A 26,091-nucleotide genomic window follows, 5' to 3' on the forward strand; every position below is an offset into this window, starting at 1 on the left:
GCCTCGGTCGTGTGACCGTGGCCCATTCTGGAGAGAATGCAAAAGCTACTTAGTCGCGTTCCACCGTGAGGGCCACGCCCATGCCGCCACCAATGCAGAGTGAAGCAAGACCCTTCTTGGCATTGCGACGCTTCATTTCATAGAGCAGCGTGACAAGAATGCGAGCACCGGAAGCTCCAATGGGATGTCCGATGGCGATGGCTCCGCCATTGACGTTGACCTTGGAGAGATCCCAGCCCATCTCCTTGTGAACCGCACAGGACTGTGCTGCAAAAGCCTCGTTGATTTCCATGAGGTCGAGGTCTTGCACCTTCCAGCCGGCACGCTCGAGAGCACGGCGGGATGCCGGAACCGGCCCCATACCCATGATCTTGGGATCGATGGCAGAAGCGGCGTAAGAGGCAATCCGCGCCAGAGGCTTGAGATTGAGCTCGGCTGCACGCTTGGCAGACATGACGACCAAAGCAGCAGCTCCGTCGTTGATGCCGCTGGCATTGCCGGCGGTCACAGTTCCAGCTTTGTCGAACGCAGGCTTCAGAGCTGCCATGCCTTCGATAGTCGCTCCGTAGCGGATGAATTCATCGGCATCGAAATTCACCGGCGGGCCCTTACGCTGCGGAACCGGAACGGCCGCAATCTCTTCCTTGAACTTACCGGCTTTCTGCGCTGCCTCGGCCTTGTTCTGCGACGCAACCGAGAACTCGTCCTGCTGCTCGCGCGAGATGCCGTATTCCTTGGCAACGTTCTCGGCCGTAATGCCCATGTGGTACTGGTTGTAAACGTCCCAGAGGCCATCCACGATCATGCTGTCAACCAGCTTGGCGTCTCCCATGCGGAAGCCGTCACGCGAGCCGTTAAGCAGGTGCGGAGTGGCACTCATGTTCTCCTGACCACCAGCTACAACAATGTCAGAATCACCGGCGATGATGCCGTTAGCCGCGGTCATGACGGCCTGAAGACCGGAGCCGCAGACGCGATTGATGGTCATGGCCGGAGTGGATACGGGCAGACCAGCTTTGAGGGTGGCCTGGCGGGCAGGATTCTGTCCAAGACCGGCTGCCAAGACATTGCCCATGATTACTTCGCTGACCATCTCAGGCTGTACGCCCGCACGCTGCAGGGCGCAGCCAATGGCCACAGCGCCAAGCTGAGGCGCGGGGACGCTGGCCAGAGATCCAGCGAATTTTCCGACGGCTGTGCGAGCCGCGGAAACGATAACTACGTCAGTCATTTCATTCCCCTTTGAATCCGTTACATTTGCCGCTGAAGCAGGTTAATCGCTCGATGGCAAAGATTCAATTAAGCCTTTGCCGCCGTAACGGTCGGCTCATCGAGAGGCATAACCTCGACCTTTTCAGGAATGATGAGCGTGGCTTCTGTGGCCGCAACGACTTGCTCGACGGTGACGCCAGGAGCAATTTCCTTGAGCACCAAACCGGCTTCCGTCGGCTCGATCACGGCCAATTCGGTCACGATGAGGCTGACACGGCGGACCGACGTCAACGGGAGCGTGCAGCGCTTGAGGATCTTGGGCTTGCCCTTGGCGGTGTGAGTCATGGCGACGATCACTCTCTTCGCGCCGCTGACCAGATCCATGGCTCCGCCCATGCCGGGCACCATCTTGCCGGGAACTACCCAGTTGGCGAGATGACCGAGTTCGTCAACTTCAAGGCCGCCGAGCACAGTCACATCGAGGTGGCCGCCGCGAATGAGTCCAAAGGACAGAGCACTGTCGATGCTGGCTGCGCCGGGGATTGCGCCAACGAAACCGCCGCCGGCATCGGTGAGGTCGGGGTCAACCATTCCCTGCTCAGGAGCCGGGGCCATGCCAACGATTCCATTCTCAGACTGGAAATACACCTCGAGACCAGGAGCGAGGTAATTGGCAACCGTGGTCGGCAAACCGATGCCGAGGTTGACCAGGGAGCCGCTCTTCATTTCAAGGGCGACGCGCTTTGCGATAAGTACTTTCTCGTCCATGTTAATTGCACCTCTCGATGATGTAGTCCACGCAGCAGAAGGGCGTTGCGACAGCGTCAGGCGGAATGACTCCGACGGGAACGATGTGGTCAGGCTCAACGATGACGTGGTCGGCAGACATCGCCATGACGGAGTTGAAGTTACGCGCGGTCAGAGCGTACTCAAGATTGCCGCGATAGTCGGAACGATGCGCCGCAAGAAGAGCGAAATCAGCACGTAGCGGGAGTTCAACCAGGTACTGCTTGCCGTTGATCTCGATGGTCTGCTTGCCTTCAGCAACGGTGGTTCCGATGCCGGTGGCGGTGAGAACTCCGCCCAATCCAAAACCGCCGGCACGAATCTGCTCGGCCAGGGTGCCCTGCGGAGTAAGCACGACTTCCAGTTCGCCGGCGATCATCTGCCGCTGAGTCTCAGGATTCGTACCAATATGGCTGACGATCGCTTTCTTCACCAGCTTGGCAACGATCAACTTGCCGATTCCGAGAGCAGGGCGACCGGTGTCATTCGCGATGACGGTAAGGTCTTTCTTACCCTGGCGGATGAGTTCCTCGATGGCCCGGTGGGGAGTTCCGACCCCAAGGAAGCCGCCGATCATCAGCGTTGCGCCGTCAGGAATCATCTCGACAGCTTTAGTGCAGTTGGTGGCTTTTTGCATGGATGCCTCGTTCGAATAGGTATGTATTGTTCGAAAATGCCTTGAGATTTTCTATGGAAGAGCTAAGAAAAAACAGGCGAGTTGATTGTTGTGTGCTGGGGAATAAGGGAGGAATACAGCGAGGCCTCAGGATTGCGGGGCCCTGCTGCAAGAGATGGTTGAGTTGTCTCCGGGCCTGAGCTCCGGAAGGGCATCTCAGAAATCGGTCCATAGGTGGCAACCAGCTTGTTATACGTCAGTTCGCAGCAGGAGAGTAGCCAGCCGTTAACAACAAGTCAACAGCAAAAACCACTTAATACCTCAGTAACGGTACTATTCGGAACCCCACGTGCAAAGTCTCAGCCCAGAGACAATGCTCACAGAGTGTACGTGGTCAGCGCGAATGCTGCAAAGAAAAATCTAAGTAGGCTTCTAGGCTTTTTGACGCGAGGACGCGAGGGCTAAACGCTCCGCAATAATCTTGTAAACCGACGCGTTGAAAGCAAGGCCGATGTGTGTTCCGGGGACCTGGAAATCGCAATCGCAGTTGCCGGTGCGGCAATAGCGCGGATCCACGACGCCATCATCAAGGGTATAGATGGCGGTCTCCATGACCGAGTCGGGAACCTGACGGCGGAGGGAGTCGAGGAAATTGCAAGTGCAGCGCGAAGTGTAGCAGTGCGGCAGAACATCGGACCCGTGCTGCGTGAGAATGTGCTTGCGAACAACCTCAGCGGCGCGGAGGATCGTGCGGTGTGCAATGGTTCCGCGGAACGGTGAGGCGAGGGTTATGACTGACGCAATGTCGTCCGGACGTTGCGCAGCAATGGAGCGCGCAATGATGCCGCCCAGGCTATGGCCTATGAGATGAATCTTGCGACCGGTGGCTTTGACGGCATTGTTGACTGTTTCGTTGAGACGGTGCTGGATAAGAAGATTGGGACACTCTGCGTTGAGCGTAATGCCTGAAAAGTATGGCTGGTAGCCAATGTTGCCGATCCAAAAGCGAAGCTCCGCCAGATAATGATCGCTGCCGAGGAAGCCCGGAATAATCACCACACCGGAACCATCGCCGTGAGGAATGCCTAGTCCGTAATAAACGGGAGAGGCATGGAGAAGGAAGAGTTCAACGGCAAAGAGAGCTTCCTTCCAGATGGAAATATCAGCTTCACCTTCGTCCTCTAACAGCTTTACGAGCGGAGTTTGCATAATCGACTTTCGGCCGCGCTTCCGAGTGCATTCGTGTCTCAGCCAGTAAACAGGACTCACTGACGTCCACCAGTCTTTGGCCAAGGACTTTGATGCTTATAGACGGCGAGAAGGCATGAAATTCCGCGGCATTCGCATCTCCGAACAAAACAATGCAAAAAGCCGGCGCGCCAGGCTGCACCCCCAGCACACCGGTTCCTTAAATCATCGAATCGTAAGAAACGTTACGCTTTCGCAGCACGCGCCTTCGCCCGAGGACGACGGGCAGCAGCACGAGTACGCTTCGGGGCCGGAGCCTTATGCGGCTGCTCTTTTGGAACTTCGGCAGCAGCATGAGCGCGGGTCTTCATCATCGATTCAACCAGCGCCTTTTCGGCGTCCACAAAACTCTTCACGCTCTCGCCAGCGATGTCGGCAACAGGCATCAGGCGGATTGGCATACGGAGATCAAGAGCGCGAGTTGCAGCCTGCAAATTCACATTGACCTGCTGTCCAGCAAGATCCAGCAGTTTCTTCTGCGCGTCGATGAAGGCGTCAGCAGCCTCGCGAGCAAGCTTCTGCAGATCTTCACGCTCAGACTTCTTGATGTATTCCTTCTTCTCGTTCTCGATGGTTTCTTCGGAGATGACATCGAGGAATTCCTTCTGCGCGGCGATGAACTGATCCATCGCATCATTGGCAAGCGAGATGAGGCTGTTTGCGTCCTTGCCCTTGCGATCATCAGGCTGCAACATGGCCTGCGTGCGCTTGCTGGCGAGAACCAGGAAATTCTGCTGCATCTCAATGAACGTTCCGATACTGCGGCGAACAACGTTGGTCACCTTGATGGCCGGACTATAATCGCCGACACGTTCACCAACACCGTTCATTACAATCTCATTTTCCTGCTGCGCCATATCGAGAAGAATGCGTTGTGCTTCGATGTAATTGGCAGTACCTTCTACCGCCAATTCGGTGAGGATCTTGGTGGGGGTGTCTTTGCCATCTACTTCGGATTCAGAGATCCCTTGGCGAATGGACTTGATGGCTTGGGTGTTCTGACGCATTGCCAAGTCGACCAAAATCCGTTGCGTGGCGAAGAAGCTCTCAATTCCCTGCTGCACCCAACCAGACAGCAGAGACACAAAGGAAGAAGGCCGCTCATGTACGACGGAGGGGCCATTTGCATCTTTACGCATACCAACCTCCTTTTGCTGCACTGCAGCATTGGCGACATGGTAGTATTCCCCGGTCGGCGTGTCAATACATCCGCAAACTTTATTGCAGTGCAACAAAGGGGTGGTTTTTTGGAAGAGCAAAAGGTCGTCATCAAGAAGTACGGAAACCGCAGACTGTATGACACTTCGACGAGCCGGTATGTGAACCTGGATGAAATTGCAACGATGGTCCGAAATGGAACTGAGCTGCAGGTTGTCGATGTGAAAACAGGTGAGGACCTGACGAGAGTCACACTGACCCAGATCATCACGGAAACAGCCAAGGACCGACCAGCAGTGCTTCCGCTTGAGCTGCTGAGGCAAATGGTGATCGCCTCGGACCACGTCGGGCAGGAATTCATCACGTGGTATCTGAAATCGGCCTTTGACACCTACCAGAGGGTGCAAACCGCAATCCAGGGTGGGCTGACCGGAATGCAGTCGGCAGCGCTCTCGCCGCTGTCGATGATGAAGCGCTTCGTGCAGAGCACGTCAGGACAAGCGGCAGAACCCGCAGCGGATAACAACGATTCGACAGAGAACGCGGAAGCGGAGGTCGAGCTCCTAAGGAAGCGCCTGGCGGAATTGGAAGAGATGCTGAAACAAAAGGAAACCTCTGCGAAGCAAAACAAGGCGGGATCTGATTAACGGTTGCGGTTGTGGCTCGCCTGGAAAAGTCTGTTTGCGATGATTGTGTAAACGCTGGTATTGAAAGCAAGTCCGGCGTGAGTGCCACCTACCTCGACATCTATGTCGCTATCTCCTGTGCGGCAGCGGCGCCAGTCGACAACTCCATCATTGCGGGTGAAAACAGCCGTGGTCGAGATGCGGGCAGGAACTCCGTGTCGAAGCGCTCGCATGAAATCACATTTACAACGCTCGGTGTAGCACTCGGGCGGAACGCAATCGCCATGCTGACTTTGTATGAAGCGACGAACGGCTTCGGTTTCACGCAGAATGCTGCGATGTACAACCGCTCCTGAAAATGGCGAACCGAGAGTAATAAGCGAAGCAACGGCATCGGTTCGCTGCGTGGCCAGAGAGCGTGCGATCACGCCTCCGAGGCTGTGACCAATGAGGTGAACTTTCTTCCCTGTTTCGCGACGAGCTTCGTCGAGCAGCGGGTTGAGTTGGCGCTGGATGAGCAGGTTGGGACACTCAGCATTGAGATCGATTCCGGAGTAGTAAGGACTGTAGCCGATGCGCTTGAGCCACGCATACATCACGACGAGATACACGTCGCTGTGCATGAACCCGGGAATCATGATGACCGCGGAACCGTCGCCGTGAGGTACACCGATGCCCCAATAAACCGGAGTGGCATGAAGCATGAGGAGATCTACTCCAAACAGCGATTCATGCCACTTGGTCAGCCATTCGCTTGAGTCCTCTTGCAACTTCGTTTCAATCATCATTGCACCGCGGTTTCCGCACAACTACTCAGTCACCGGCTGCTGTCGCCATGGCAAGGGGCGCGATCTCGAAGCTCTCGGACGACGGTGCTTCGATCGGCGCGGGAACGATCTCAGAGATTGGAACGACCTCAGCGGAAGTCGCTTCCGCTTTGGAGGTTTCGACTGATGGAGCTGACGGCGGAGCGCTTGCACTTGCTGAGCGGGCGCGGCGAGAACGTACGCGTCGAGGCTTCTCAGGCGCAGCGACCTTCTTGCGAATGCGAGGCTTTCTCGGTTTTGCGATGTGGATGCCGACCGAATCGCGGAGTTCATTGAAGCTCTCGACAAAGAGCTTCGAGAGCACTCCGATATCTGGAATGCACTGGGCGTCTCCAGTGAAGCCAATGAAGAGCGAACCGTCGTAGCTCAACACCGCGCAGTTCATGCCCATTTCTCCGCCACGAGGCACACAAGGATAGCTGGCGACCATCCTGTGGCCCATGAGGTAGAGAGGAACTCTTGGCCCGGGCACGTTGGTGCAGATGGCGTTGCACACGCTGATAGGTAGCTGGCTGAGAATGTTTGCGGCGATGGACTGCAGGGCCGTTGGAAGCGCGCTTAGTACCATTCCAATCAAGCCGACCAATTCGGCGCCATGAGCGGTCTTTGAGAACTTGACTCTCTTCTGAACGACAGAGAGGAATTCGCGCGGATTGCGATAGCTCCACGGGATATCGACGGGAAGGAACGTGATCTGGTTTCCAACCATCTCCTTGTCGCTCTCCTCGCGCACGTTGACGGGAATCACGAGGCGAAGTTTACGGCCCTTGACGTTAACGCTGTGCAGCTCTGAATAGCGGCGGAGAGCCATGCTGAGGGTCGTGAGCACAACATCATTGACCGTGGTTTCGCAGGCTTGCTTCACGGCAATGATCTCGTCCATCGAAACCCTGGCCCAATCGAAATTCTGTGGGCCGTGGCTAAGCTTGTTGAACGGCAGCTTCTGAGTGGGCTCGGCGAGTTCGGCAAGAAGGCGAGCCAAGTCTCCGAGCGGAGCGATGCGCGCCAGAGGAGTGACGGACTCCTGCACAGAAGCAGCGTGATCCTTCTTTGCACCTTTGCCGTTTGAAGTAGGCATGGTGGCCTTCTCGGCCATGCGCAACAGTTCGGAATGCACGGTCAGGAATGCCTGCGCGGTGGAGAAGCAGGAGTTGATCAGGCTGTCGAGTATAGCCACTGGCTCGGAATGCTCCGGAGGTGGCGGCACTTCGAGCCTTGTGCGATGAATCGTCGGTGGCGCAGGGCTGGGATCGAGCAGCACGTTGAGCATGGCGACTCCGGCTATGCCGTCAACCAGTGCATGGTGCAATTTGACGATTACGCCGGTGCGTCCGGACTTGAGGCCATGAGCTATGGTGAGTTCCCATAACGGATGACTGCGATCGAGATGGCGGCTGAGAGTTTCCGAAACCAAAGCCTTCCACTCGGCCTCTGTGCCGTGCTTCAGGGTGACGTCGCGGAAATGATTGCGAAGATCAAAATTCTGATCGTATTGCCATGTCGGAGTTCCAACGAAAAACGATGGCATGACAACACGCATCAGGAATCGAGGAATCAGCGGGAGCTTGGACTCTACGAACTTCATGCAGCGTTCGGAGGAGATGTCCCCTTCGAACTCCGCGATGGACGCGACATTGAGAGGCGCTCCAGGCTGCTCCAGGTACAGGAAGAACGCGTCCATGAAGGAGAGTGGACTGTTCGCAATGGTCTCTAACATGTTTGTTCCTCCTCCTCCTCCTTAGGGACGATTGCGTCCGTACTTTTCGTGAGCGGTAACCCAATCGCCGTGAAGTATGGCAGAGACCAGAGATGTTTCGCCCGCCAAAACTACAGCAGCGCAAATTTCGGCGAACTTGAGCACCTTGCCCTTGCCGTAACAGCCGAGCATCTGAAGGCACTCACGCTGCGTGGCCAAGCCCGTGCCTCCACCGTAGGTAGCAACGATGAGGGACGGCAGCGTGATGGACCAGTAGAAGTCACCGTTTTCGAGCACACGCGTGTAGGTCATGGCGGAATGCGACTCGGCAACATTGGCGGCATCCTGCCCGGTGGCGATGAATAATGCGGCAAGAGCGTTGGCGGAGTGGGCACCGTTATTCGATGAACCGGCGAGTACAGCTCCTGCCATCTGAATGTCGCGAGCGCCGGCGAGATCACCGGCAGTGATGTGCATTGTCTGCTGCAGGAACTCGCTCCGCAGAACGGCCTCGGCCACAACCCGTTTGCCGCGACCAAGGATGAGGTTCATGTAGGAGTGCTTCTTGTCGGTATCGATGTTTCCGGTAAGGAAGTACTTGGGATGCTGCGAGTAGTTGGCCTTGATCCACTCGCAGGCAGTATAGGTGGCCTTGCTTGCCATGTTCTGCCCGGCCGCGTCGCCGCACTGATAGTTGAAGCGTAAGTAGCGCAGCGGGCCTACTGCGAACTGATCGATATTGCGAAGCTTACCAACGCTTGTTGTTGATTCGGCAATCTGCTTTATCGCGATGAAATTCTCGTCAATCCATTTTCCGAATTCACGGGCGTGAAGAGCGTCCGGAAAACTGAAGACTGGCGCCCGCTGCATGGAATCTTCCACAACCGTGGTCTTGACTCCACCACACTCGGTGAGCAGACGCATACCGCGGTTGTAACTGGATATGAGAGTACCTTCAGTGGTCGCGAGTGGAACATAAAACTCGCCCTGCGCGTGCTCACCCTTGATGAGAAGTGGACCCGCTACGCCGATTGGAACCTGGGCGACTCCGGTGAAGTTCTCGACGTTGCCCGGAAGGATAGCAGGATCAAACGAGTACTTGGAAACGTGTGAAAGGTTCGCGCCAGTATGTTCCTGGATGAAATCTCTCCGGGTGGCTGCTATCTCGTTTGTGTAGTCATTCTCGGCGTCCCGAGGAATGCGGATCCGTTCAGCTTTGATTGCGCTCTTCATTGACAATCTCCCGCGCTCAGAATTCTTTGCAGGCATAAATTCCGTAACAGCATGATGAGGATTTTGACTTCACGTACTCGAGTGGAAACCGGTGCGCAGATATGTAAGTAATTCGCAGAGAAGCAGAAGACTGAGAGTACGAATCGCAGTCGTAAGTTGGACGCCAGTCCCGTTGAACGCCCGGGACAGAGGACGACTTACCCATCGCACCGTGATCGTAAGACCTCATTCACCGCTCCCGTCAAACAGACGCACCGGCACAGGCCTAAATATTCGTTCGGAATGTTACACCTATTCAGCTCGCGGTAAAGCACATTTTTGCTGCCGAAAACGAAACAAAGCACTAGACGATCAGTGGGTTGTGAGTTATTGTCCCCTTTTTAAGGAGGCCCTTCGTTTTATGCTGAATCTGCGAGAGGTTGAAGAAGCCAAGGCAATCATGACCGAGGCCGCTCGATGGTCAGTGATGAAATGGCTCACGGAAAAGAAGCGTGTGCGCAAAGCCGCCGATGACGCGAATCATGTGTTGGACGTGCTTGACCAAAAAGTTAAAGCAACATGGGGCGCCGAACTAAAAGCCGCCTATGAGGAACTAGCTACAGGTGAAAAGTCCAAGGTGAAAACTGGTGCCGACGTGAAGGCGCTCGCGGCTACGATCAAGCAGGCCGATGATGAAGCATACAAAGCTCACATGGATGCCGAAGACACATTTGACGTGGCAGAAAAGCGGCTGAGCACAAGCACGGCAAGAGAAGGGACACACAAAGCAATCCTCTCCTGGGATTTGCGCGAGAAGGCCATCATGCTTTCGCAATCAGCTGTCGAAGGTAAGACGTCAAAAGCTAAGTAGAAGTGGGTTGTAACTTCATTCCGGGTACATGAGAGGCAATCACGGCGCCGATACGCTTGATTGCCTCTGCACTTTGTGGGACGTCGTACCCAAGTCCCTGAAAATCGTGATTCATCTCGGGCCATGTTTCCAGCACGACGTCGGCTCCCTGCTCCTTCGCTCTCTGCACAAATATTTGAATGCTTGGAAGGAGTATCTCCGCGCCTCCGGCTTGGATGTAGATGGAAGGAAGTCCCCGCAAATCTGCGTTGATCGGAGACACTAGCGGATTGCAACGCTCCTCAGGAGTGCAGAACCACTGAGCCCACTCGATAGCCATCTCCTGCGTGATCCAGTCGTAAGGAGAACTAGCAGGAGCACCAATTCCCTTGCCTTCGAAATCTGTCGCTGGTGACAAGCAGATTGCGAGTGTCGGTAGCGGCAGGTTGGAGTCCCGTAAGGACAAGAGCAGAGCCAACGTAAGATTCCCTCCAGCGGAATCACCAACAATGACCAGATCGCGAGCATCAATACCGCTGCGCAGCAACCACTGATAGCCTGCGAGAGCATCCTGCAGTTGCGCAGGGAAACGGTGCTCGGGAGTGAGGCGGTATTCGAGGGCGAATGTGCGAACACCGGAAGAGACAGCAATCATAGAGCCCAGATTGCGGTAGAAGCTGTGCGGATTGAAAGCGTAACCGCCGCCGTGCAGAAACAGAATTGTCTGAGTGGACTTGCGGGTGTGCGGTGTGATCCACTCACCCTTAACTTGAGGTTCGGAGAGCTGTATGAATGTGACACGCGAAAGCGCGCTGGAGTGGATGGACAGCGAATCAAGATAGAGCCGAGCCCGCGCGATGTCGGGCATGCGAAACGCGGTGAGCAACTGACGTCGCAACAACTCGGTGCCGAGTTCGGCAGCGAAATTCCAACAGGGAGACAACGGTCCACGACGCATTCGGCGTAGTGTGACATCGGCACTGGCCCTGCACAAGGTCGCGGCGCTCAGCGCCCGATACTGCGGAGGACCACTGAAATGTACCTTCATCCTGTCTCCTCGGTTACTGGGAGCCTACCAGATGTCCGGCACCGAATGATTCTCATGCGCGCGGAATGGAATTCACGGGAATTCCAAGAAGGAACTTTACAGGAACGTGCGCGCCGTCCATTTCGGCTGGCTGGAATGTCCATTTCGTGAGCGAATCTAGTAAAGCTTGGTTCAACTTGGGATCGGGGCTTTGCATGACCTGCAGGTCCTGCAACTTGCCTTCAAGATCCACGACTCCGAAAACAACAATCATCGAACCCGCTGCTCGCCTGGCAAGTTCGGCGGAAAAGTGTGGAACCGATTTCGTAACCGCGTAAGGGGGCGAAAGCAGTCCGTGCGGAACGTGAACCATGTGCGCAGATCCGGGCAAGCGACGCGTGTAGAGCGCGTATTGCAACGTCCAACTCGCGGTCATTGCCTCGGTACCGCTCATATCGAGATAAACGGTGTAAGAAGCTTCGTCCTGAAATACGCCAAAGTCCTTGAAGCCTCCGCCGCTTGCGCCGTTCGCGACGATGGTGATGCCATACGAGGACGGCCTCTTGGGGTCAGGAGGCTTCGACGTCCCTGCGTTCGTTCGCGACGCGCTGCTCCCGCCTTGGATTGTAATGCCAGAGAAAGGGCTGTTGCCGTTGCCGGAACCAGTTCCGCCACGATTGATCGCTATTTGCAGGCCGCCGTTTCCAGAACCATTGCCAGTCTTACCCGGCCCGGTTCCATGGCCGGGACCGTTGCCGGAACCAGCAGCGGCACGAGTTCCCTTCCCGTCTCCGCCTGATGTGCCGGTGCCCGAGTTTGCTCCCGTGCCGGCGTTGCCGGAGAGTGACGTACCACCGCCCCCGATTCCGCTACCAACGCCTGGAGCGCCGCTGGGCTCTACGCCTCCGCTGGCGAGTTTGCCAACGCCAGGACGCGGAAGTGCTGGCTGAGGCGAAACCATGAAGACACCGGATATCTCACCGGGAGGAATTGTAGGAGGAGGTGGAGCAGCTACGGGCTGCGCATTGACTACAAGAACGTTGTGAGCATCACTACCGGATCTCGTTGGTTGCACGGGACGCGCAAGTCTGGGCAGTTGCGCGGGAGCGGCATTCGCAAGTGAGTGAAGCGATTCTGGCGAGTTGGCGGGTAGGGGCAATTTCGGGGCGTCAACTCGCGGCTGCTCCGGGGCGACTCGGATCGGTTGAGCCACCGCCTTTTCAATCGTGCGAGTGTCTGGCGCGGTGGGCTCGGGCTGCGGTACGGGCTTCGGAGCAGGTTGAGGAGCAAGCTCGGGTTTGGATGGGGCGACCGCAACGAGAGACGGGATGGGGAGTGGCGCAGGCAGTTTCAGCTTGTGCGCAAGATCGGGCTGCTGGATGGTCTGGATGAAATTGTCAGGATGGGGCGGGGCGGAGATGATGAGTTGCGGCCCCTGATATACGACTCCTGCTATCGCTTTTTGAGAAGCCGGGGCGGAGCTATGTGAGCTTTCTCCGGCGTTGCCGGGCGGCACTGGCGCAGGACTGCTCGCCATGGACTCTAGGTTTGGAAGGAGCAGCACCTCATGCTGCTGCATGTGCTCGGCTGAAACAAGATGCACCCCGGTGGGCATCCAGTAGTCCCATGGTACGTAGAGGGCAATCGACGCAATCAGGCAATGAACAAGCGCAGAATAAAGCAGTCCGCGAGCGGGCAATGACGTTCTGCCGAGGTCAGTGCTGAACATCCTTGGAACAGACAAGGCCCGCCTCCCACGTTAATTCCTTTTGCCGCTTTCAAACTGAGCTATCGCGAAGCTGCTGAGCAAAGCGCGTTTGCCCAGCAGCGATGTTGCGATCCTGATGTTAATGGAGCAGAGCAGCCTTCAGGACGCTATATGTAGCGTTGGGATTCAGCACCATCTTGATACAAGGAGTGCCGCCGAAATCGAGCCGGTCGGTTACGATCTCGCCTAGGATGTAGCTGCTGGAGCAAGCATTCCCCTGAAGCGTGAAGTCAGCGTCAAAGGCAGTCGAATGGAAATAAACGTTGCCGGCGAGCAACGACATGCCGCCACCATTCCATGCGCCCTGTGCGTTGCTACCGGTAATTGAGTGGTCAAGGAATAACAGCATTCCTCGAGCCTTGCCAGTTCCTGACGGATCGCCGTAGTTGTAGCTCTCGGTACCCTGGGAGCATGGACCGAGCAGAAGATTTCCATCCAGATTCGTGTAAGTGGCATGGATAGAATCGAGCTTCTTAAGCAGGTCCGGATCGATAGCGGTTCCACCTGGACATTGCGCGGCGTAGATATCGAATTTGTCGATGGTGTGTCCGCCAGCAGCTTTGCCGCTGTTTGAATCGACACAGATCATTGCTTTGCAGGAACCAGTTCTCGGCGGAGTGCCCGAGATGTAGAACATCACGCCGCCGCTGTTGTTCCCTACAGCTTTGCTCATTCGCACTACAGAGTTGGAATCGAGAATGAGGCTGCTTTGCAAATAGTAAATGCCAGGAACGAAGACTGCCGTGCCACTCTTTACTTCAATGCCGTTGGGGTACAAGCCAGGGGCATATACTGTGCATCCCTTGTCGTCTGGACAGTAGTTCATCGGATCGTGCTGGAGAACAGTGCACTTGCCACTCTGAACGTCGGCCGACAGGCATACACCGGCTGGATCAACCGGCGCTGACGGCACGTCTGGCGCGGGATATTTCGAGAACGGATCATCTATCGTTTGCGCCCTCATCCATCTACCTGGAGGGTTCGTGGAAAATCCCGACGGCGCGGTTAAAGGCCCGCCATAAAGTCCGAAACTACTGCCGCTATACTTCGGCCCTCCCATCGTAAGGTCGATGGTGCCGCCATAACCTGTGGTCTTACCAAACTGGCCTGAAACCGAATGAGCGCTTGTAGAGTTCACCTCGACGCTCTGGTTGGGACCGCCAATGATTTGCAGAGTTGCGGAGCCGTTGCCGCTCAATGTTCCCTCATGAGTTTTGTCGAGAATAACGAGCGGGATGGGCGCTTTCGCCAGTTGCAGACCACATCCACTCACGGCAGGAACATCAATCGTGTTAGGACCAACCAAGGATAAAAAGTACACAGGAACACGTTCGACTACCTTCACCTGAAGAAAAGGCGCCGTACCCGCAAGATCAAATCCGGTGTCGCCCGGCTCAGTAACAGCCCCCCACGTGGAACCACTCGACATCAAGGTGAGCGTCACGTCGTTAGAAGCGCCGGAGGTTAGTCCGGGGCTCGTATAGCCATTCTTACTTGCATACCAGCAAGGCGATGGAACACTTGTGCCTGTGTTCGGCGATGTGTCACTGCACTTTACGACCGTGCCGCCTGTCGCAGTTGCGGACCACCAGGAGGATGTCATCCCGCCATTTGCGACGGCAAGCATATCCATCGCTCCAGCCGTGCACGCCGCGTCGGCCGCGCTCTGAACATTCTGCCGATGAAACCAGACATTGGCCAGGTCAACACAGATGCCGAGAGTGGCGAGAAGGAACAGTCCCAGCGCAAGCGCCACCATGATCAATGTCTGGCCGCGCTCAGATCGTCGCGCTTTGATTCTGCCGATACGGACCATCGTCTGTCTCCTCCCTAATTAACTATGTACCCCTGCGCCGAGGCATGAACGGTGGGGTTTGACCATGGCAAAGAGATATATGGAATCAGCGGGTAAGAAATGTTTACAGAAACTCTTCCGGTCGGTTGATTTGATCCGTCGAGATAACAGACCTGCACTGTCATGCCTGTCACATCGTGCATCGACATGCCCGCAAACTGCTGAACTCGCGTATAGACCGCTCCACTGTTTGTGTAGCATGTGGAAGCAGAACCGAGCACATCAGTTGGACCGGCAGGCGAGGCGTTTGAGGAACCATGTACGATCGCGTAACGCAGGCCTTCCTTCGCGGAGTCGGCCAGAATGTTGTAGGCGTACATCGTCATAGAGAACTGAACGATGATGAACATGAGAAGCACTACGACCGTTACGCAGATAGCGAACTCAATGATCGCCACTCCCTTGCTGCCTCGCTTTCCTGCATGCCGTGTTCGCATATGTTCCCTCTAGTTCATTGAACGCATGAAGACCTGTCGATGGAAGTTGCACGTGCCTGGGCACGGAGTGACCAGATTGAACGCGTCGCCGGGAATGAGAGGAGTGAAGCTATACCAGATATCGACCTGCTGCAGCAGAAACGATGGGGATTTCGGATCCGCAATGGCGCTACCACTGGAAGTAAAACTGCTGCTAGATCCCTTGACGCATGGCGAGACAGGATTTCCGCTGGCATCAACAGGTGGTCCAGTTACAGGGGAATACGATGGGCTGCAGATCTGCACTGTGCTCGAGGACGAGGAAGGCAGTTTGAAATCGGCAACTGCGGCATTGCTCACATAGCAGTTCGTGTTCCAACTCGGACACGGATTGGCAACACCGCTGAGCGGCGCTACCGGTGGCAACGGGAGCGTGCCCGGTGTCGCTTCTCCGGTGATCGCATACTCCGTCGCGCTTCTGGAGGCAGAGGAAAGATTCAGTGCGACGAGGAAGTAGTATCCGAAGTTGATCGCATTGAGCAGGATCATGATCAACAACGGCAGCACCAAGACCGTCTCGACCAGACTATAACCACCGCTTCTCTTGGACGTGCGCGATCTCGTTATAACGATCATCGGCAAGGCTCCAGATCAATCGCACCACAAGGAATTGAAAGCTGGTGTAGGTTCATTCCTCAACACCTCAACCCGCGCGGCGCTGCTGCGTGACGGGAATTCTAGGAACTCTGTCCAGTAGAGTCAACGCAAAAACCTGCAGATAAGAACAAAATGAGTTCGCAACTAGCGTTCTATTGTGTTAGTTTTTGCATCCTAATCCAGAGCTGGACTGCTTCTTAGGATGCGCAAAACGTTGCAGCCGATGCTCCTGTAAGGGAAATAAGTGTGGCTAACTTTTCCAAGATAGAACTAAAAAGGGGATAGGTATGCGACCTACTGATGGGAGGTTCAGCCTCTGGCCATTAGGAGTAGGGTTATTCTTACTCGTCATTGCAGTTGCTTCCTGTCAGCCGACGGTAACCCTCAACAGTAACGCACCTGATGACTTCCTCAAGCTGCGAGTCGGTCGCGAACCGCAACCAGAAATTGCCAAACGATACTGGAAGATCGCAGAAGCAGTATTGCAATGGAAATATAACCGCACAGCGGAACTACCTGAGAGGGCTCCGGCTGAGTTTCTTGTTGCGGAGAATGTAAGCAGCGGAGACAGTATGCAGGGTCGAAGCAATCGCGGAGCGTATTGGGCCAAGCTAAGAGAAGAATGGATGAAGCCGGACAATTGGCATACTACTTACTCGTTCAGCTTAAGTTGGATTGTTCGTGACCTTGAAACCCTCGGCCGAGGAATCAAGGGTCTAGTTAACCAAACATAGGCGCAAGGCGAGACATTTTTATACCTTCACAGTAGGATTACACCGTGGCCGGGGACTACGACTTATGAGTGCAGAGACGAACTTAGATCACTGGAAAGATGGCACTGATACGCTCGCGATGTGCATGATCTGCGGCGGCGAGTATGCGTCTGATACCGAGACCTGTCCTGATTGCAATGTCACCCTCTCTAAGGTACGCCGCTGCCCCACTTGCAGCCGCGTGGTCTCTTTCCAGCATACGAAGTGCGTTTATTGCCGCACCCCGTTCCTTCGGGAAACACGAACAAGCCTGGCGGCCTCCGACATTATCCCCGAGATGCCCAGGGCACGGAACATGGCGCAGCGCCGGTTGCGGGCTGGTGCGGTAAGTCTCGTTACATTCATCGTCGTCTTCTCACTCGGAACACTGTATTTCGGAAAGATAAACCACAGCCGCGTCACGCCCCGGGCGATGGCTCAGTCCTACGCTATGCGGCCAATATCGTTGCGGCATTCGCCAAGCGTAAGTGCTTCCACTGTGGACGAACTCGCAGCGGGAACCACGCTGGAAATATTCGGGTTCGCGGACGGCGATGCAAGCCATCGATGGATGGCCATCTCATGGAAGAATGGCCGCGCCTATGCTCCGGTGGTGGATTTGGCACCGCCTAAGATTCTTGCACCCGAAGGGGCCAACATCCTCAAGTTATATTTGGCGGGGATGGAAACCACGGAAGTCGTTGACGAGGCTGAGAAAGCCGTGGATTACTACGTGCGATCTTACCCTGGCGATACGCACCAGGACGAACTGAGATGGGTTCTGGCCGAGCGCATAAGGTATCTCTCGCAACACGGCGGGGCGGAAGCTGCCGCATTGCGCCGCAGGGCAAATCAGCAGTATGAGTTATTGATCGCTTCCAATGGTACGTACGGCGCAAAGGCTCGCGAGGCTATGAATAAGTCGGGAGCCACAGCCTCGCCGGAGCCAGAAGCGCCTGCGCGTCCGCATGCGCGCAAAGGAGATGCGCTGGAAGTCGTGGGAGGCTCGGGCACACAAACCCTCACGAACACCGCCACAGCTCACGAAGTACTGGTGCTCAGCCAAGCAGATGTAATCGTCAGGGCTGGGAATTTAGCCCAATTAACAGCAGGAACGGTTGTTTCGGGTCGGGTGGCACATTCGGTGAAGGCCAATGGCATCACAGCCATCCCCGCCGGAGCTATTTGCCAGTTGAAGGTTACAAACGTAGATAACGATCTGGGGCTGAATTTGACATCGATCGCCATTGATCGCCGAACTTATGCAGTTTCATCGCGACCGGTTGAAATACCCGTGAGCGAACGTGCGGCAGATCGCGCGCTAACCTTTCATCTCGACGCTCCGCTGGTTATCCAGCGATGACAGCGATGCTCAGGTTATAGGTATAGGACGGAGTAAGAAGTCTCTAGGCTGAAGGCTGCTGAACAGTGTCGAGTTCTCTCGTGTAGTCGCACCTAGATGAGGATACCTTTTCAATCCTCAACTGGTCCCCTGCTTCGGTTCGCGAGGCCGCTATCGTGCCGGATGGAAGTTCAATAACGCCGAGTGCTCTCCAGAACACACGGGAGAAACGGTGCGGGCGCACGGCTTCGCGCACGCCCACCACCCTGTAATTCTTGTCTACGAAGACTACATCGATTGCAAATGCCATTCCAATGGTGTGAATGGCCTGTGACGGCACGATAAAGAGTCCACATCCAGGTTCAAGAGAGGGTCGGCCGAGCAGACCGACCATACGTCGACGACTAGTGTCGGCGATCTCGATCTGCTCCCCAAGACAGGTTCCCCTACTCGTGTTGTGAACACGAAAAGGCACAGGACCGCTCAATGGACTCTCCTAATGACCTACGAAACCCGGTTCTTGCGACGCTGGATCAGGATGAAGAGCACGATGACGAAAAGTATGCCGGAAATCACTCGAATCATTGTTACGTTATCCATGGATCTTTTCTCCCTTGTCGTTAGTGTCCAAAGTTTTCCATAAAGCTCTTGCTAATCGCAAGAATCGCCGGAACCAGCAATACGATAAACATACTCGGAAAAATGAAAAACACCAGAGGAAAGACAAGCTTTACGGTGGTCTTCGCCGCTAATTCTTCAGCCTGCTGCCGGCGCCGCGTTCTGATTGAATCCGCGAAGTAGCCGAGGGATTTTGAGAGAGGCGTGCCGAACCGTTCGGTCTGAACAAGCATGTTAACGAATGAACGGAATACTTCCAGTCCCGTTCGATTTGCCATGTTTCGCCATGCCTCGATTCGAGGCTTTCCTGCGCGTTGTTCCAGGCGGATGAGTAATAACTCATCGCTTAGATCTTTGTGACTGAGACGAAGCTCCTCACCGATACGGATCAACGCCTGGTCCATACCGAGTCCAGCCTCCATACAAATCACCAAGAGGTCGAGCGCATCGGGTAGGGCCAATCTTATCCGCTCCCGTCGCCGAGTTACGGCACCGGTGAGCCAGAGGTCCGGCCCGAGGAATCCGAGGGCGCCTAAGATCAGAAAATACAAGATCGCATTCTCACCGCGCAGCAGAAACCCTGAGATCAATCCGGCAACAACAGGACCAAGTAACTTCACCGTGTAAAAAATGTCCACGTAGCCGTGCTCGCGATATCCTGCCGCCGCGAGGCGAGTGGCAATCTCAGTGTCATTTGCCAACCCAACCATCTTGCGCACCGGCGTGAGGAATTGCGTGAACCGGGATGCGACTTCCAAGCCGGACTTGGTTGGTATGGTTGGAGCCTCGACCGGCTCGGCCGAAATGGCGGTCAATCTGGCGGCCAGAGGGGACCGGTCGCTTAACAGTACGAGCAACAGTGCCAGACTGAGGACGAACGTCAACACGACCACTACAATCATTCCGACCATATCTACACCTTGATATCAACGATTTTGCGGATGAGGTAAACGCCTATTGCCATCAGGCCAAGCCCAAGCCACACAGCTTTGCGTCCCATTGGGTCGCTGAGCAGAATGTGGGCATAGCCAGGATTCATCAGGTTCATCAGTACAAAGACGATGAATGGCAGAAGGCCGAGGATCCAGCCTGTCATTCGTCCCTGGGCGGTGTAGATACGTAGTTGTCCTAATAGTCGAGCGCGCTCTCGGATAACCGCACCGGCCTTATCCAGAACCTCGGCCAGATTGCCACCTGTTTCCTTCTGCACCAGCATTGCAGTGACCAGGAATTGCAGGTCAGGAATTGGAACACGCTTGGCCAGATGGATGAGTGCCTCGCGGATCGGTAGCCCAAAGTTCTGCTCTTCATAAACACGACGGAATTCCATCCCCACAGGATCCGGCACTTCGCGCGCAACCATGTCAATGGCAGCAGTGATGGCATGTCCGGCACGAAGCGCACGAGCCATCAGATCGATCGCGTCTGGCAAGACGGTTGCAAACTTGCTCAGTCGCGCTGAACGCTTTACGCGCAAAGAGATGTACGGGATGTTGGCGGCGACCAACCCCAGTACGATACCCAACGCGGTGCTATGGAACCAAGTCCCTGTAAGCACGCCAACAATCACAAGGCACGCGAGAGCGCTGAAGACAACGCGCCCAACTGTCCAGTTGGAATTCGCCTGCTTGATGAGTACATCGATATCTGCCGCAAGCTTGATTCGCTGCAACAGAGCATTGATGATCGGAAGGTCGCTATATACCTCGCGCTTCAGAATGTCGGGACCAACGTCCTGTTGAGCGTCAAAGTTATCGCGATCAAGCCCGGCGAGGCGCTTTCCTAGCTCGGTTTCTTTTTTGCTTGGTGTGGTTATAAAAAGAACAACCACAAACGTCGAAACCAAGAGCACCAAAAACATTAGGATCAGCATCGGTGAACCCTTTCGAGGCAGCGCTACACTTCAACGGTCATATCGAAAAGATTGGGCGGAATGGGAATGCCGGAAGCGACAATCTTTTCCGCAAACCTTGGGGTAACGCCAGTCGAATAGAACCGGCCTAACACTCGGCCATTGATTCCAACTCCGCGTTTTTCGAAGCGGTACACATCCTGCATACTGACGATATCCTGATCCATGCCGGTGATCTCACTGAGGTGAGTCACTCTTCTGCTACCGTCACTCATGCGCGAGATCTGCACGATGATGTTGATGGCAGAAGCAATCTGTTGCCTGACGGCCTTCTCTGGCAAATTCAGGTTTGCCATCAACGCCATGGTCTCCATGCGCGCGATTGCGTCGCGAGGACTGTTCGCGTGGATGGTAGTGAGAGAACCATCGTGGCCCGTGTTCATGGCCTGCAACATGTCGAGAGCTTCTTCGCCACGAACCTCACCGATGATGATGCGGTCAGGACGCATACGAAGACAGTTGATGACAAGTTCGCGCTGATGAACCGCTCCCCTTCCCTCGACGTTTGGTGGACGGCACTCGAGGCGGACTACGTGCTGCTGCTTCACCTGAAGTTCAGCCGAGTCTTCCACGGTGACGATGCGCTCTTTGTCGGAGATAAAACGGGAAAGCACGTTCAGTAAAGTCGTTTTTCCGGAGCCGGTGCCGCCGGAGATCACAATGTTGAGCCTGGCGGCTACGGCACCTTGCAGAACATCCCGCATCTGCGGCGTCATGGTGTGGTTCGCAAGCAGGTCCTCGATCTCCAAGGGGATCGCACCGAAGCGGCGAATCGACAGAATTGGACCATCCACCGCGAGGGGCGGGATGATCACGTTGACGCGGGAACCGTCTGGCAGGCGAGCATCAACCATGGGCTGCGATTCATCGACGCGCCGGCCAACGCCTGACACAATCTTGTCGATGATGTGCATCAAGTGCACATTGTCTTTGAATGCGACATTAGTCTCTTCGAGCAATCCTCCACGTTCGACGTACACGTTGGAATATGTATTGACGAGAATGTCACTTATGGTTGGATCTTGCAGCAAAGGCTCCAGTGGTCCCAGGCCGAATACCTCGTCCAGAACCTCACGCGAGAGCCGTTCTCGCTCGGAGGCGCTCAATGGTGTGTTCGAGTGGGCGACGAGGTCCTGAATGACAGCTAGTATTTGGCTGCGGGCATGGTTATCGTCGAGATAGTTGAGCTTCTCAAGATCAATGCGACTGAGAAGGTCCCGGTGAATTGCGGACTTCATCTCCTGATAAGCCTTGGGCTTCAAGTCGCGCCGGGTCGCTTGATCGAACTCCAATACGCTGGTCTTCGCGAGATCGCTAAAAGTTCCCATTTTCCCTCTTCAGTGCCTCGATAGTTACAGGCCAAGTATCCCAAGCAAACGTTTCGGTTCCTGCTTGCCCGCGACCTGTGCCGACCTTTCGACCAATGTCTCCAGCCAGCCGCGCAGTGCAACGGCCAGCTCTGATTTCGCCGTGTGCGAGATGGGTGAGCCACTGTTAATCGCGTTCACCACTTCGGCATAGCAATTGGGAACAACCAACGCGACAGGCATCCGGATCGTCTTCTCGATTTGATCCTGGCGTATCGCTGAGCGCTTGTCGTAACGATTGATGACGACACGAGTCTTTTCCTGCGGGCAGTTGAAACGTTTCAAGTGCTCAAGGTAACGGACGAGATTTCGGATGGATGGAAGTTCGGGAGATGCCACAAGGTAAACGGCGTCTGCACGATCGATTGCCCCTACGTTGTAGGCATTCAGCCCAGGGGCACAGTCAACAAGAACAAGCTCGTACTCTTCCCGAAGAAACTCAAGCGTGTTCTCCAATGCGGTCTCCGAGGCTTTGGTGCCTGCTCCGAACGAGTCGGGAGCAGCCAGTACATGGAGACCTGAAGAATGCTTGGTCACAAAACCTTGCAGGAGTTCGGCGTCTAAGCGATGAATGTTATGCACGAGCTCAAAGAAGTGGTACTGATGCTTACCCATACTGAGGTAAACGGACACGTCGCCCAGATCTGGATGCTGGTCGATCAACAGCGTCTTGATTCCGCTCTGTGCAGCGAACGTACCGAGATGAGTGGCCAGAGTGGTTACTCCGGTGCCACCCTTCACGCCCACAAACGCGAAGACTTTTCCCTTCTTCGCTTGAGGCGCGCGCTCACGCTTCTTTTGTTCGTGCTTGACCAGTGCTTCGACAACCCGCTCGCGAGCAAGCGGTTTTAACAAATATTCCGAGCACCCCGAACGCATCGCTTCAATGATGCGATCCGGGTGCGAATCAGAGGAAAGCGCAAACACAGCAGTAGTGGGAAAAAGATTCCGTATCTGCTCCGCGCGACGTGCAGCTCCCTCTCGATTGTTATCGAAATCCATGACACAAACGTCGGGCTGCCTCTGCTGCAGATCCCCCAGAAGCGCTGCATCGTTCGCGGCAAAATGATCAAGCTCGCTGGTAATCTCAAAGCCGGGAAGCGAATCCACAATTTCTCGTAGCCCAGCAGTGGTCCGCTTGTCAACGGAGACGGTCACGATGCCCAACGTGCGGCGAGATGTCTGAGGAATCATGGTGCTCACGTTACGCTACCTCGTGATTACTTACTGTTGTTCGTGCCTTGGGTCGGACTGGACTTCTTGATCGTGCGATCAAAGTCTTTTTGAGACAGATTATCGACTGCCATCTCGGGTGTCTGAGGAGTTCCAAACTTTGCCGATTCATTCACAGGATCGACGATGACCGGCGTAACCATGACCAGGAGTTCCGTGTTCGTCCGGTTAATCGATTTTGATTTGAACAGATTTCCCAAAACCGGGATATCTGCAAATCCGGGAAGCCTACTCATCTGTAACGTGGTCCGCTTATCAATCAAACCGGCGATTCCGAAGCTCTGGCCGCTGACGAGGTCAACTTCAGTTTCTGCGCGCCTCGTTGAGAGAGCCGGAATTTGAAATCCGGAAATTGTTACGCCATTGGTGAAATCGAGCGTACTTACTTCTGGAGATACCTTCAGACGAATCGTATTGCCATCAATGGTTCCCGTAAACTCCAGCCTAACTCCGAATGGCTTGAACTGAATGGTAACCGCGGTCGCAGATCCGGCCGTTCCGCCCTGAACCACGGGGAACGGAAATTCACCGCCTGCTAGAAATCTCGCGGGCTGCCCGCTGCGGGCCATGATGTTCGGCTCTGCAAGGATCTGCAGCACGTTCTTCGATTGGAGATCCTGGATAGTTGCGCCCAGATTGAGATCAGGGCGAAACAGGAAGACGTTCAACAGACTCGATGGCGTGAGACTTGTGGTGGTGCCCTTCAGCGAACCACCGATCACACCGGTGATCGATCCACTTATTGCCGTCCCGCCGAACTGTCCCGTACTAATAACACCCGGAGTGTTTGCGGCACCAGTACTGAGGATATTGAACGCGTACTGATCCAGTTTAACTCGATCAACTTCCGCGAATTGCACCTTGAGCATGATCTGCTTCTCGTGTGGCAGATCGATGGTCATGGAGTCAACAACATCCTTAGAGTAGATCGTTGCCATACGCAGGACGTCGTCAGCAATGGCCTTGCTGGTCGCAGTACCACTTACCAGCACACGTCCCTGCTCGGCCTCGACCCGGATGTTCTGCGTTGGATATGCAGATTTGATCCCCTCCCGCAATCCAGACACATCAACATCGGCATACACGTCCAGAATGCGAGCGTTGGATCCCTCGTCCCACATTACGAGACTGCTGCTGCCTGGTCCCTTGGCCGTAACAACTACCTGTGTGGTGCTGACCGTAACGGTGTCGAGCACATTCGGATTGCTTACAACAATGCGACGCAAACGCGATTGGGTGTTCAGGACGATGGAGCGGCCCACTTGAATATGTAGCGACTGCGTTTCGGGGGCCAACGTTGGCTGCGCGACCTGCTGATCCTGATCCAGCGTCTCGACCTTCGCGGCAGGTGCGGCGTTGGGAGCTTGTGGAGCAGCAGGGGTTTGCGCCTGTGCGATCCCGAAAGCAGGCATCATTAAACAGAGAGCAACTGCCGAATGAATCACATTGTGAAGTGCTCGCATCTTTGAGTTCCTCTTAGGGGAATCAGTTACTCAAACTTATCAACGGACCTCTTACTGCCCGCAATGGTTTCCACTTCATAGAAAACAGCGGGTTTAACGACCCGAGGAGGAGCCTTCACCACAACAACCTTCTTCTCCGAAGGTTGACTCGCTTTCATGGCAGAGCCAGAAATAACATCCGCCATATTTACCGGCTTGGCGTCAGTCTGTTTCTGATCCGCCCCATTGCGCAATACGAACTGGATCGTGCCTTGAGACGAAGCAAGCACTAACTTCTCTCCCTCCTGCGGTTTGAGAAGCAGAGTTACGACGTTAACGGTCTCTGGTTTCCCCTGTGGGTCTGGTTCGATTCTTTGGCCGGCAACGAGAACTTCCACATTGGAAAGGATCGTTTGAGTAATTGGATTCGGAGAGTTATCGAGCCTCGATGTCACAAGGACATCAACATGTGAGCCTGGATAAAGGAAACCGGCAACCCCAACTACATCATTGGATCGCACGGAAACGGCTCGCATGCCTTCTGGGATCTTGACTGTTAGTCCGATGCCCGATCCAGCCAGCGCAACATCGTGCTCAAGAATTGGCTGATGCTGATCAATAGGGTAGATGATCGATCGTCCGATCACGTCCTCGACCTTGGTGTATGCGCCGGTAAGCGGCATGCTGGAGGGCCAGTCAACAAGGGCCACACTATCAGCACTGATCGGGGATCCTGCACTCAAAGGCTTCGTCGCTGCCACCACCTTCACGGTCGTACAGGTGACTGCCTGCTGGGAACGCATACGCGAGTAGAAGGCGTAGCTCACAACTCCCGCGATGGCTACGGCCAGGACAAGTGCCAGTGCAATTCTCTTTGAGTTCATAAGCCACCTCGGCAGTAGAATCCAACAGCTGAATACAGAACGCCTATCGCTATCGCAACACCATAAGGCAAGCGAAGCGCGTCCGGATTAGAGAGATTTAGGGTTGGATGAACCTCGGCCCCCGCCACTGCATGGAACTTGATGAGACCGCTCACGTTCACAAGTGTCGTGCGCAGCCTTCGACGCCAGATTGCGCACATCAGTGCGAGGACTCCGCCGGCCATAGCTGAAACGAGCAGAATTGATAGCGACAACCCGGAACCTGCGAGCGCACAAACCGCCGCGATCAACTTGACGTCGCCAGCACCCATGGCGTGAATAAGGAAAAACAAGAAGAAGATGCCACCGCCGACTAGACATCCTGCCACAGCCGTTGCCAAGCCGTGCCAACCCTGCAGCGCGAATCGTCCGACGATGGCCACGAGGATCGCGGCATATGTGAGCCAATTGGGAATCTTATGACTGGCAACATCGATGGCACCGCCAATCACGGCAACCACCAAAGCACATCCGACAAATAGATGCTCAGTTGTCATCCGAATCCCAGGCCCACTTTCACAGAAAATTCGTATAGATTCAGACTTCAA

General features: G+C 55.2%; 24 protein-coding genes. 3 read left to right on the forward strand and 21 right to left on the reverse strand.

Annotation, left to right across the window (positions count from 1 at the left end):
- Positions 1-49 precede the first annotated feature (49 nt).
- The 5 genes from AC6IY8_RS07225 to AC6IY8_RS07245 all read right to left on the reverse strand — a co-directional run bounded on the left by AC6IY8_RS07225 (position 50) and on the right by AC6IY8_RS07245 (position 5,001).
- Positions 50-1,231, reverse strand: a complete 1,182-nt coding sequence (locus tag AC6IY8_RS07225) for an acetyl-CoA C-acetyltransferase (RefSeq protein ID WP_497778087.1) — start codon at positions 1,229-1,231, stop codon at positions 50-52.
- A 68-nt stretch (positions 1,232-1,299) separates the two neighbouring features.
- Complete coding sequence (locus tag AC6IY8_RS07230; protein ID WP_497778088.1) at positions 1,300-1,980, reverse strand: 3-oxoacid CoA-transferase subunit B; 681 nt, start codon at positions 1,978-1,980, stop codon at positions 1,300-1,302.
- Position 1,981: 1 nt separating this feature from the next.
- A complete protein-coding gene (locus tag AC6IY8_RS07235; RefSeq protein WP_497778089.1) occupies positions 1,982-2,635 on the reverse strand; it encodes a CoA transferase subunit A in 654 nt (217 codons plus the stop codon).
- Positions 2,636-3,046: 411 nt separating this feature from the next.
- Positions 3,047-3,823: a lipase family alpha/beta hydrolase gene (locus tag AC6IY8_RS07240; protein WP_497778090.1), complete on the reverse strand. Its 777-nt coding sequence runs from the start codon at positions 3,821-3,823 to the stop codon at positions 3,047-3,049.
- A gap of 224 nt (positions 3,824-4,047) precedes the next feature.
- Entirely contained in the window at positions 4,048-5,001 is a 954-nt protein-coding gene (locus AC6IY8_RS07245) for a hypothetical protein (RefSeq protein ID WP_497778091.1), read from the reverse strand.
- 108 nt (positions 5,002-5,109) lie between these two features.
- Here AC6IY8_RS07245 and AC6IY8_RS07250 point away from each other — a divergent pair, with 108 nt between their 5' ends.
- On the forward strand, positions 5,110-5,667 hold the full coding sequence (locus tag AC6IY8_RS07250) for a polyhydroxyalkanoate synthesis regulator DNA-binding domain-containing protein (protein ID WP_497778092.1): 558 nt from the start codon (positions 5,110-5,112) through the stop codon (positions 5,665-5,667).
- Here the strand turns inward: AC6IY8_RS07250 and AC6IY8_RS07255 are convergent.
- Genes AC6IY8_RS07255 through AC6IY8_RS07265 form a run of 3 tightly spaced genes read right to left on the reverse strand, consistent with a single transcriptional unit; the run spans position 5,664 to position 9,402 of the window.
- On the reverse strand, positions 5,664-6,434 hold the full coding sequence (locus AC6IY8_RS07255; RefSeq protein ID WP_497778093.1) for an alpha/beta fold hydrolase: 771 nt from the start codon (positions 6,432-6,434) through the stop codon (positions 5,664-5,666). The genes AC6IY8_RS07250 and AC6IY8_RS07255 overlap by 4 nt on opposite strands.
- Before the next feature lie 25 nt (positions 6,435-6,459).
- Positions 6,460-8,190, reverse strand: coding sequence for a wax ester/triacylglycerol synthase domain-containing protein (locus AC6IY8_RS07260; RefSeq protein ID WP_497778094.1), 1,731 nt, complete (start codon positions 8,188-8,190; stop codon positions 6,460-6,462).
- A 21-nt stretch (positions 8,191-8,211) separates the two neighbouring features.
- On the reverse strand, positions 8,212-9,402 hold the full coding sequence (locus AC6IY8_RS07265; protein WP_497778095.1) for a hydroxymethylglutaryl-CoA reductase: 1,191 nt from the start codon (positions 9,400-9,402) through the stop codon (positions 8,212-8,214).
- Positions 9,403-9,802: 400 nt separating this feature from the next.
- Between AC6IY8_RS07265 and AC6IY8_RS07270 the strand changes: the two genes are divergently transcribed.
- Positions 9,803-10,252, forward strand: a complete 450-nt coding sequence (locus tag AC6IY8_RS07270) for a hypothetical protein (protein ID WP_497778096.1) — start codon at positions 9,803-9,805, stop codon at positions 10,250-10,252.
- Here the strand turns inward: AC6IY8_RS07270 and AC6IY8_RS07275 are convergent.
- The 5 genes from AC6IY8_RS07275 to AC6IY8_RS07295 all read right to left on the reverse strand — a co-directional run bounded on the left by AC6IY8_RS07275 (position 10,245) and on the right by AC6IY8_RS07295 (position 15,933).
- Complete coding sequence (locus AC6IY8_RS07275; RefSeq protein WP_497778097.1) at positions 10,245-11,279, reverse strand: alpha/beta hydrolase; 1,035 nt, start codon at positions 11,277-11,279, stop codon at positions 10,245-10,247. The genes AC6IY8_RS07270 and AC6IY8_RS07275 overlap by 8 nt on opposite strands.
- A 52-nt stretch (positions 11,280-11,331) precedes the next feature.
- Positions 11,332-13,002, reverse strand: coding sequence for an energy transducer TonB (locus AC6IY8_RS07280; protein WP_497778098.1), 1,671 nt, complete (start codon positions 13,000-13,002; stop codon positions 11,332-11,334).
- Positions 13,003-13,105: 103 nt separating this feature from the next.
- Positions 13,106-14,842 (reverse strand): pilus assembly protein TadG-related protein, encoded by a 1,737-nt coding sequence (locus tag AC6IY8_RS07285; RefSeq protein WP_497778099.1) that lies wholly within the window; start codon positions 14,840-14,842, stop codon positions 13,106-13,108.
- Positions 14,843-14,856: 14 nt separating this feature from the next.
- On the reverse strand, positions 14,857-15,318 hold the full coding sequence (locus tag AC6IY8_RS07290; RefSeq protein WP_497778100.1) for a TadE/TadG family type IV pilus assembly protein: 462 nt from the start codon (positions 15,316-15,318) through the stop codon (positions 14,857-14,859).
- 9 nt (positions 15,319-15,327) lie between these two features.
- A complete protein-coding gene (locus AC6IY8_RS07295; RefSeq protein ID WP_497778101.1) occupies positions 15,328-15,933 on the reverse strand; it encodes a TadE/TadG family type IV pilus assembly protein in 606 nt (201 codons plus the stop codon).
- A gap of 1,089 nt (positions 15,934-17,022) precedes the next feature.
- On the opposite strand from AC6IY8_RS07295, the gene AC6IY8_RS07300 reads away from it, so the two are divergent.
- Positions 17,023-18,069, forward strand: a complete 1,047-nt coding sequence (locus tag AC6IY8_RS07300; protein ID WP_497778102.1) for a hypothetical protein — start codon at positions 17,023-17,025, stop codon at positions 18,067-18,069.
- 43 nt (positions 18,070-18,112) lie between these two features.
- Here the strand turns inward: AC6IY8_RS07300 and AC6IY8_RS07305 are convergent, their stop codons facing one another.
- The 8 genes from AC6IY8_RS07305 to AC6IY8_RS07340 all read right to left on the reverse strand — a co-directional run bounded on the left by AC6IY8_RS07305 (position 18,113) and on the right by AC6IY8_RS07340 (position 26,040).
- Positions 18,113-18,523, reverse strand: coding sequence for a DUF192 domain-containing protein (locus AC6IY8_RS07305; protein ID WP_497778610.1), 411 nt, complete (start codon positions 18,521-18,523; stop codon positions 18,113-18,115).
- A 145-nt stretch (positions 18,524-18,668) separates the two neighbouring features.
- Positions 18,669-19,577: a type II secretion system F family protein gene (locus AC6IY8_RS07310; RefSeq protein ID WP_497778103.1), complete on the reverse strand. Its 909-nt coding sequence runs from the start codon at positions 19,575-19,577 to the stop codon at positions 18,669-18,671.
- 2 nt (positions 19,578-19,579) lie between these two features.
- Entirely contained in the window at positions 19,580-20,539 is a 960-nt protein-coding gene (locus tag AC6IY8_RS07315; RefSeq protein WP_497778104.1) for a type II secretion system F family protein, read from the reverse strand.
- Positions 20,540-20,562: 23 nt separating this feature from the next.
- A complete protein-coding gene (locus AC6IY8_RS07320; protein ID WP_497778105.1) occupies positions 20,563-21,906 on the reverse strand; it encodes a TadA family conjugal transfer-associated ATPase in 1,344 nt (447 codons plus the stop codon).
- A 24-nt stretch (positions 21,907-21,930) separates the two neighbouring features.
- Positions 21,931-23,139 (reverse strand): CpaE/TadZ family protein, encoded by a 1,209-nt coding sequence (locus AC6IY8_RS07325; RefSeq protein WP_497778611.1) that lies wholly within the window; start codon positions 23,137-23,139, stop codon positions 21,931-21,933.
- Between the two features lie 26 nt (positions 23,140-23,165).
- Positions 23,166-24,641 (reverse strand): type II and III secretion system protein family protein, encoded by a 1,476-nt coding sequence (locus tag AC6IY8_RS07330; protein WP_497778106.1) that lies wholly within the window; start codon positions 24,639-24,641, stop codon positions 23,166-23,168.
- Positions 24,642-24,667: 26 nt separating this feature from the next.
- Complete coding sequence (cpaB, locus tag AC6IY8_RS07335) at positions 24,668-25,504, reverse strand: Flp pilus assembly protein CpaB (protein WP_497778107.1); 837 nt, start codon at positions 25,502-25,504, stop codon at positions 24,668-24,670.
- Positions 25,501-26,040, reverse strand: coding sequence for an A24 family peptidase (locus AC6IY8_RS07340; RefSeq protein WP_497778108.1), 540 nt, complete (start codon positions 26,038-26,040; stop codon positions 25,501-25,503). The genes cpaB and AC6IY8_RS07340 overlap by 4 nt, the downstream gene beginning before the upstream one ends.
- Between the last annotated feature and the right edge of the window lie 51 nt (positions 26,041-26,091).

It is taken from the genome of Koromonas soli (assembly GCF_059726265.1).

Coding starts and splice junctions, on each gene's coding strand:
- cpaB (WP_497778107.1), bottom strand. CDS start 25,504: ATGAACTCAAAGAGAATTGCACTGGCACTTGTCCTGGCCGTAGCCATC.
- AC6IY8_RS07290 (WP_497778100.1), bottom strand. CDS start 15,318: ATGCGAACACGGCATGCAGGAAAGCGAGGCAGCAAGGGAGTGGCGATC.
- AC6IY8_RS07340 (WP_497778108.1), bottom strand. CDS start 26,040: ATGACAACTGAGCATCTATTTGTCGGATGTGCTTTGGTGGTTGCCGTG.
- AC6IY8_RS07275 (WP_497778097.1), bottom strand. CDS start 11,279: ATGAAGGTACATTTCAGTGGTCCTCCGCAGTATCGGGCGCTGAGCGCC.
- AC6IY8_RS07300 (WP_497778102.1), top strand. CDS start 17,023: ATGGCGCAGCGCCGGTTGCGGGCTGGTGCGGTAAGTCTCGTTACATTC.
- AC6IY8_RS07270 (WP_497778096.1), top strand. CDS start 9,803: ATGCTGAATCTGCGAGAGGTTGAAGAAGCCAAGGCAATCATGACCGAG.
- AC6IY8_RS07255 (WP_497778093.1), bottom strand. CDS start 6,434: ATGATGATTGAAACGAAGTTGCAAGAGGACTCAAGCGAATGGCTGACC.
- AC6IY8_RS07295 (WP_497778101.1), bottom strand. CDS start 15,933: ATGATCGTTATAACGAGATCGCGCACGTCCAAGAGAAGCGGTGGTTAT.
- AC6IY8_RS07235 (WP_497778089.1), bottom strand. CDS start 2,635: ATGCAAAAAGCCACCAACTGCACTAAAGCTGTCGAGATGATTCCTGAC.
- AC6IY8_RS07285 (WP_497778099.1), bottom strand. CDS start 14,842: ATGGTCCGTATCGGCAGAATCAAAGCGCGACGATCTGAGCGCGGCCAG.
- AC6IY8_RS07330 (WP_497778106.1), bottom strand. CDS start 24,641: ATGCGAGCACTTCACAATGTGATTCATTCGGCAGTTGCTCTCTGTTTA.
- AC6IY8_RS07310 (WP_497778103.1), bottom strand. CDS start 19,577: ATGGTCGGAATGATTGTAGTGGTCGTGTTGACGTTCGTCCTCAGTCTG.
- AC6IY8_RS07230 (WP_497778088.1), bottom strand. CDS start 1,980: ATGGACGAGAAAGTACTTATCGCAAAGCGCGTCGCCCTTGAAATGAAG.
- AC6IY8_RS07260 (WP_497778094.1), bottom strand. CDS start 8,190: ATGTTAGAGACCATTGCGAACAGTCCACTCTCCTTCATGGACGCGTTC.
- AC6IY8_RS07225 (WP_497778087.1), bottom strand. CDS start 1,231: ATGACTGACGTAGTTATCGTTTCCGCGGCTCGCACAGCCGTCGGAAAA.
- AC6IY8_RS07245 (WP_497778091.1), bottom strand. CDS start 5,001: ATGCGTAAAGATGCAAATGGCCCCTCCGTCGTACATGAGCGGCCTTCT.
- AC6IY8_RS07315 (WP_497778104.1), bottom strand. CDS start 20,539: ATGCTGATCCTAATGTTTTTGGTGCTCTTGGTTTCGACGTTTGTGGTT.
- AC6IY8_RS07325 (WP_497778611.1), bottom strand. CDS start 23,139: ATGATTCCTCAGACATCTCGCCGCACGTTGGGCATCGTGACCGTCTCC.
- AC6IY8_RS07320 (WP_497778105.1), bottom strand. CDS start 21,906: ATGGGAACTTTTAGCGATCTCGCGAAGACCAGCGTATTGGAGTTCGAT.
- AC6IY8_RS07240 (WP_497778090.1), bottom strand. CDS start 3,823: ATGCAAACTCCGCTCGTAAAGCTGTTAGAGGACGAAGGTGAAGCTGAT.
- AC6IY8_RS07265 (WP_497778095.1), bottom strand. CDS start 9,402: ATGAAGAGCGCAATCAAAGCTGAACGGATCCGCATTCCTCGGGACGCC.